3 protein-coding genes and 3 rRNA genes (1 of these 6 only partly in view) are annotated in these 7,271 nt (G+C 45.9%); all 6 read right to left on the minus strand.

The window, feature by feature from the left end:
* Positions 1–91: 91 nt before the first annotated feature.
* On the minus strand, positions 92–1,900 hold the full coding sequence (locus AC0VXY_RS20155) for a hypothetical protein (RefSeq protein ID WP_475526330.1): 1,809 nt from the start codon (positions 1,898–1,900) through the stop codon (positions 92–94).
* 117 nt (positions 1,901–2,017) lie between these two features.
* On the minus strand, positions 2,018–2,344 hold the full coding sequence (locus AC0VXY_RS20160) for a hypothetical protein (RefSeq protein WP_475526331.1): 327 nt from the start codon (positions 2,342–2,344) through the stop codon (positions 2,018–2,020).
* Positions 2,345–2,467: 123 nt separating this feature from the next.
* Positions 2,468–3,304 carry a tyrosine-type recombinase/integrase gene (locus AC0VXY_RS20165; RefSeq protein WP_475526332.1) on the minus strand — a complete coding sequence of 279 codons (837 nt, stop codon included), beginning with the start codon at positions 3,302–3,304 and terminating at the stop codon, positions 2,468–2,470.
* 396 nt (positions 3,305–3,700) lie between these two features.
* Positions 3,701–3,817 (minus strand): 5S ribosomal RNA (rrf, locus tag AC0VXY_RS20170).
* Between the two features lie 231 nt (positions 3,818–4,048).
* Positions 4,049–6,984 (minus strand): 23S ribosomal RNA (locus AC0VXY_RS20175).
* A gap of 194 nt (positions 6,985–7,178) precedes the next feature.
* Positions 7,179–7,271 (minus strand): 16S ribosomal RNA (locus AC0VXY_RS20180) (it continues 1,459 nt past the right edge of the window).
* Together the 16S, 23S and 5S rRNA genes form the textbook arrangement of a ribosomal RNA operon.

The following is a 7,271-nucleotide window of genomic DNA, read 5'->3' on the forward strand; positions in this document are numbered from 1 at the left end:
TAAATAACTGGTTTCATTCCGGATTACTCCAACATGAGTAAAACCTCTAAAAAAAGAGCCTATCCATATTCAATAGATAGACTCCATGTCACTAACGCTCCGGCACCAATTCAAACATCCCATTCTTATGCTTAACACGGTACACACCTTCGGAAATCTCATTTTCTGTATACGGGGCTAATCCAGCTTGTAAATATTCGTCACCTTCGAGCACCATCAGAAAATCCGATTTCATCAATACTTCCTTCAAATAAGAGAGTTGACTTTCCGTTTCGGCACCCTTGATGAAAGAATAGTTCTTCGACAAGTGTTCATACCGGATCAAATAGCTGAAATACCCTCCATCCCCGGCACTTCCGGGACTATAATAGGTAATCATCGGTTTCGATACCCCGGAGGTTTTAATCACAGAAGAGTACTCTTTCACGGCACCCCTAAGCTCTACATGTGCTTCAGGCCTCGTCACCAGTACTTCCAAATGTCCCATGTAGGGGAGGAAGAAACAAACTGCCAGGAGAAAGCCCGTTACCTTTTTAAAAGATTCCACATAATTGGACCATACATAAGCAACCATCGTCATGAGCATGCCCCCTGCATACACGGTGATGGTCGACTGATAGCGGTTGAAGCCTGCAAGCCTTGATGCTTCATTCTCAGGCATCAGAAAGACATACATATAATAAAGGGAACACATATACAGCACATAAAAGAGATTAAACAGAACAAACGAAGCCACCAGTTCATTAGGAGTTTTGCGCTTCATTCGTACCATTAACAGGATGGCAATCAGATTGACCACCAATAATAGCATGACGTGAGGCGACGACAAAGGATTCAACGCCGCGTCCAACATCATTCCTTCGAAGCCTGCCATAAAGTGCTCCGACTTCTCGATATCCTGAAGCTTCTCTTCCGTAATGGCAAACTTATTATTTCCGTAACTCTCACTATACGCTTGCAACGTATACGAGTGCCAAAGCACATTCACCACTAAAGGAATCACCATCAGTAGAAAGAGCGAAGCATAAGGCATGACCATATCGATCCTCTTTACAATTCCCTCCCGGTGAGAGGCAATCAGGATCCCTAACATAGCAATCCCGTTAAATAGCAGAAAGATCTTTCCACTATCTTTCAATAAAATTAATAAAATCACAATCGGAAGATTCACGAGCAACAGTCTCTTCCAATCTTTACGGTAATAATATGCGATGATAGGAATTGCCAAAGCCACTGACCCCAGAATAATATCCACCAGTAAACTGTAGAAGATTTTCGCATTCACCAATAAGAAAGTAAAGGCAATCACCCATGGAAGGATGATTGTCCATGGCTTTTTCCCTGAGCTCCATGTGAAGAGAACGGTGAAGCCAGCCATCGTCATGAATCCCTGTGACATCAGGGCTACACTTTCATGAAATCCCAATTGATGGAGGAAATAGTATATGAACACGGCGCTTCCAGGCGGATAGTTCTGAAACGTCACCAGCGTACTGGCGTCCGGCAGGCCATCAAGCCTTACAATCTCCTTCAGCACCAGCCCCCAATGACTGAAATCATCATAGTTTAAAAAAAGTGACCCTTTCATATAAAGCATGACAAACAGAACAGCCAAGGAAAAAAATATAAGCGAAGGATGCAGCAAACGCTGCAACTGGATCTTCTTAAAAAAGAATAATATGAAATAAATCAAACATAATACTAAACCTGAATAATAAATGACATTCGCTGCCAATGGCATATGATGAATCAACCCGGCACAGAACAGTACCGTCGTGACAACTGAAAATAGAAATAAAGGAATAAAGGCAGGATGAATTTTCATCTTATAGAGAGAAAACACTCCCCATCCAGCGAGGGAAAGAAGTGCCGAGAATAATAATAGTATAGACGTGAACATAAGTCCTCCCAATAGGTTAAAAACAAGTAGTAGAATACCAATTATATCATTAATCGTTGGGACAAATTACAGATCAATAAAAAAGGAATCTCCGGATTTCGGAAATTCCCAACTCATTTATGCTTCCCGCAGGTTTCTTCGTGAATTTCTCCATTTTTCGAAGTGGTGAAGGAAGAGGAAGATATGATAGTAAATAAGCGAAGCAGGAACGCTAAAAAGTGTAAAAATCAATGTCCATCCAATTCCCTCTGTTGCAAGTGCAAGAAACATGCCGGGAAGAATGGCCAGTAACGTGTACATCAATAACTGGAACAAATACAGGTAACGCTTGATTTTGAGAGCATCCGTCGCCTTATCAACGAGATAGGCACCTAATAGGCCAAACACAATATAAATGGATATGGCAGGCATGATTGTCATGACAAACCCTTCACTAACATTCATATAACAACACTCATATTCTCTTTCATCCATCGGCGTATGCAAAGCCCACCCCATAAACAGGGCAAAAAACAGAGGCGAGATAATGGTAGCTAATGCTTTATTATAAAAATCCTTCATCAGTCATCAACAATCCTTTGAAAAAGTCCGTCTAATCGCATGTTCAAATTCCGTTTCAGAGACCCGTGACTTCGCATATCTTTTCGTCACATTAATGTCCCTGTGACCCGCGAGCTTAGATACGATTTCCAGACTGACCCCTTGATCGATAAGATGCTGACAAAACGTATGACGCAGCTTTTGGGCATTGGTGTGATATTTTTTAAGCATATACTGGACCGATCTCTCGGTTAACCGCTCATTCGTTTTTGAAACGAACAACGCGGACTGTGGCTGGACAGCCTCCATGTAGTCAGAAAGGGATTGCACCACCTCTTCCGAAAGAGGAATAATCCGATGAGCCCCATGAGTATCCGAAATGCTTACCTGCTTTGTTTCCAAATCAATATCAGCTATATCAAGAGCACAAAGCTCCGATACCCGTATACCCGTATGAAGCAGCATATACACAATCGCTACATTTCTTTCATTTGTACTTTCTCGTACTTCTGTTAAAAGTGCCTCACACTCTTCTTTAGAGAGCGATTCTATTTCATCCTTTTTGGTTCCTTGCTTGATTTTTATATCAAACGTAATATCAGGTTTCTTTAGGAATTTAGAAAAAGTACGGATCACTCCCAAAATTTTATCCGTCGTGATCGGACTCTTCCCCTTCTCTTCTAAAAATAGAATATACTCCTGAACATCACGATGAGTAATATCCATTAGTTCTCTGTGATTCTCTTGAAGCCACTTCTCATATTTCCTAAGCTCCTGATGGTAAGTCGAGATGGTATTTGATGATTTTCCTTCATGTTCAAGCCATGTTAAAAACTGATCAATCGTAGTGCCAGATCCCTGCAAGAGTACCACCCTTTCGAATCAAACCTCTATATACTATTATCGTAGAGCTTATAGAAGAAGAAGTCAACTTCTCCGAATGTAAGAGGATGGAATGGGGAGGGGATTATTCGTTAAATTTAAGAATCATGCAGAATTTGGAGGGGATCATGCGAGTTTTGAGGGGAATCATGCCAGATTGATGATGATCGTGCGGGATATGAGTCTTTCATGCGGGGTTGTGATTTATCATGCGACATTTCAAATAATCATGCCAAGATGTCGAATTTTCTTTACATCGTCATCAGCAGTGTACTCATTACTCACCTCGTTCCCTTCTTCGTCAACAGGCAGTCATTTTGTTCCTAAAAAAGACAAATCAAAAAGAGTAACTCCTAAGAGCTACTCTTTTTCCTATTTGCCTGGCGACGTCCTACTCTCACAGGGGGAGATCCCCCAACTACCATCGGCGCTGAAGAGCTTAACTTCCGTGTTCGGCATGGGAACGGGTGTGACCTCTTCGCCATTATCACCAGACGACTATTCAATTGAAGGAATTGTTCCTTCAAAACTAGATAAAGAATTGATGTCAAGAAAGCCGAATATCGACCCATTGTTGTATCTACTATTACAAGTAGATAGTAATCCAGCTCTGGCGGCTAGAGACTCGAGGTCATTTCAGTTCAATCAGCTGAGGGTAAAAAGCACCCTCTTCTGATTGCCCAGAAATGCTTGTCGTCTCTGTTAAAGCCGCCTCCGCTTTATAATGTGGTTAAGTCCTCGATCGATTAGTATCAGTCAACTCCACATGTCGCCATGCTTCCATCTCTGACCTATCTACCTAGTCATCTTCTAGGGATCTTACTCACTTACGTGATGGGAAATCTCATCTCGAGGGGGGCTTCATGCTTAGATGCTTTCAGCACTTATCCCTTCCGCACATAGCTACCCAGCGATGCCTTTGGCAAGACAACTGGTACACCAGCGGTGCGTCCATCCCGGTCCTCTCGTACTAAGGACAGCTCCTCTCAAATTTCCTGCGCCCACGACGGATAGGGACCGAACTGTCTCACGACGTTCTGAACCCAGCTCGCGTACCGCTTTAATGGGCGAACAGCCCAACCCTTGGGACCGACTACAGCCCCAGGATGCGATGAGCCGACATCGAGGTGCCAAACCTCCCCGTCGATGTGGACTCTTGGGGGAGATAAGCCTGTTATCCCCGGGGTAGCTTTTATCCGTTGAGCGATGGCCCTTCCATGCGGAACCACCGGATCACTAAGCCCGACTTTCGTCCCTGCTCGACTTGTAGGTCTCGCAGTCAAGCTCCCTTGTGCCTTTACACTCTGCGAATGATTTCCAACCATTCTGAGGGAACCTTTGGGCGCCTCCGTTACTCTTTAGGAGGCGACCGCCCCAGTCAAACTGCCCACCTGACACTGTCTCCCACCCCGATAAGGGGCGCGGGTTAGAATTTCAATACAGCCAGGGTAGTATCCCACCGATGCCTCCACCGAAGCTAGCGCTCCGGTTTCCAAGGCTCCTACCTATCCTGTACAAGCTGTACCAAAATTCAATATCAGGCTACAGTAAAGCTCCACGGGGTCTTTCCGTCCTGTCGCGGGTAACCTGCATCTTCACAGGTACTATAATTTCACCGAGTCTCTCGTTGAGACAGTGCCCAGATCGTTACGCCTTTCGTGCGGGTCGGAACTTACCCGACAAGGAATTTCGCTACCTTAGGACCGTTATAGTTACGGCCGCCGTTTACTGGGGCTTCGATTCGCACCTTCGCTTGCGCTAAGCACTCCTCTTAACCTTCCAGCACCGGGCAGGCGTCAGCCCCTATACTTCGCCTTACGGCTTCGCAGAGACCTGTGTTTTTGCTAAACAGTCGCCTGGGCCTATTCACTGCGGCTCTCTCGGGCTTGCACCCTACCAGAGCACCCCTTCTCCCGAAGTTACGGGGTCATTTTGCCGAGTTCCTTAACGAGAGTTCTCTCGCTCACCTTAGGATTCTCTCCTCGCCTACCTGTGTCGGTTTGCGGTACGGGCACCTTTTTCCTCGCTAGAGGCTTTTCTTGGCAGTGTGGAATCAGGAACTTCGCTACTATAATTCGCTCGCTGTCACAGCTCAGCCTTCACGATGATGGGATTTGCCTCATCATCAGCCTAACTGCTTAGACGCACATATCCAGCAGTGCGCTTACCCTATCCTCCTGCGTCCCCCCATTGCTCAAACGGAAAAGAGGTGGTACAGGAATATCAACCTGTTGTCCATCGTCTACGCCTATCGGCCTCGACTTAGGTCCCGACTAACCCTGAGCGGACGAGCCTTCCTCAGGAAACCTTAGGCATTCGGTGGATGGGATTCTCACCCATCTTTCGCTACTCATACCGGCATTCTCACTTCTAAGCACTCCACCAGTCCTTACGGTCTAGCTTCGCAGTCCTTAGAACGCTCTCCTACCACTGACACCTAGAGGTGTCAATCCACAGCTTCGGTGATACGTTTAGCCCCGGTACATTTTCGGCGCAGAGTCACTCGACCAGTGAGCTATTACGCACTCTTTAAATGGTGGCTGCTTCTAAGCCAACATCCTGGTTGTCTAAGCAACTCCACATCCTTTTCCACTTAACGTATACTTTGGGACCTTAGCTGGTGGTCTGGGCTGTTTCCCTTTCGACTACGGATCTTATCACTCGCAGTCTGACTCCCATGGATAAGTCTTTGGCATTCGGAGTTTGTCTGAATTCGGTAACCCGATGAGGGCCCCTAGTCCAAACAGTGCTCTACCTCCAAGACTCTTACACATGAGGCTAGCCCTAAAGCTATTTCGGAGAGAACCAGCTATCTCCAAGTTCGATTGGAATTTCTCCGCTACCCACACCTCATCCCCGCACTTTTCAACGTGCGTGGGTTCGGACCTCCATTCAGTGTTACCTGAACTTCATCCTGGACATGGGTAGATCACCTGGTTTCGGGTCTACGACCACATACTAAATTCGCCCTATTCAGACTCGCTTTCGCTGCGGCTCCGTCTTATCAACTTAACCTTGCATGGGATCGTAACTCGCCGGTTCATTCTACAAAAGGCACGCCATCACCCGTTAACGGGCTCTGACTACTTGTAGGCACACGGTTTCAGGTTCTATTTCACTCCCCTTCCGGGGTGCTTTTCACCTTTCCCTCACGGTACTGGTTCACTATCGGTCACTAGGGAGTATTTAGCCTTGGGAGATGGTCCTCCCAGCTTCCGACGGGATTTCACGTGTCCCGCCGTACTCAGGATCCACTCAAGAGGGAATGAAGTTTCAACTACAGGGTTGTTACCTTCTTTGACGAGCCTTTCCAGACTTCTTCGTCTACTTCATTCCTTTGTAACTCCGTATAGAGTGTCCTACAACCCCAAGAGGCAAGCCTCTTGGTTTGGGCTATATCCCGTTTCGCTCGCCGCTACTCAGGGAATCGCAATTGCTTTCTCTTCCTCCAGGTACTTAGATGTTTCAGTTCCCTGGGTCTGCCTTCCATACTCTATGTATTCAAGTAAGGATATTGTTCCATTACGAACAATGGGTTCCCCCATTCGGAAATCTCTGGATCAAAGCTCACTTACAGCTCCCCAAAGCATATCGGTGTTAGTCCCGTCCTTCGTCGGCTCCTAGTGCCAAGGCATCCACCGTGCGCCCTTCATAACTTAACCGAATTGGTTGTTACATCAGGTTTAAAACCTAAAATGGCGATACTCGGTAATTTCTTGACTATCAATTTATCTTTATCTAGTTTTCAAAGAACAAATCCTTTTTTATCTCGTAAGAGACAAAAAGTTTTGATGGTTGAACCATCAAAACTGAACAAAACTTCGACGTGTCAACTTGTTTTGTAAATCTTCCTTAGAAAGGAGGTGATCCAGCCGCACCTTCCGATACGGCTACCTTGTTACGACTTCACCCCAATCATCTGTCCCACCTTAGGCGGCTGGCTCCAAAA

It is taken from the genome of Rossellomorea sp. QJM3NY_18, assembly GCF_056173145.1.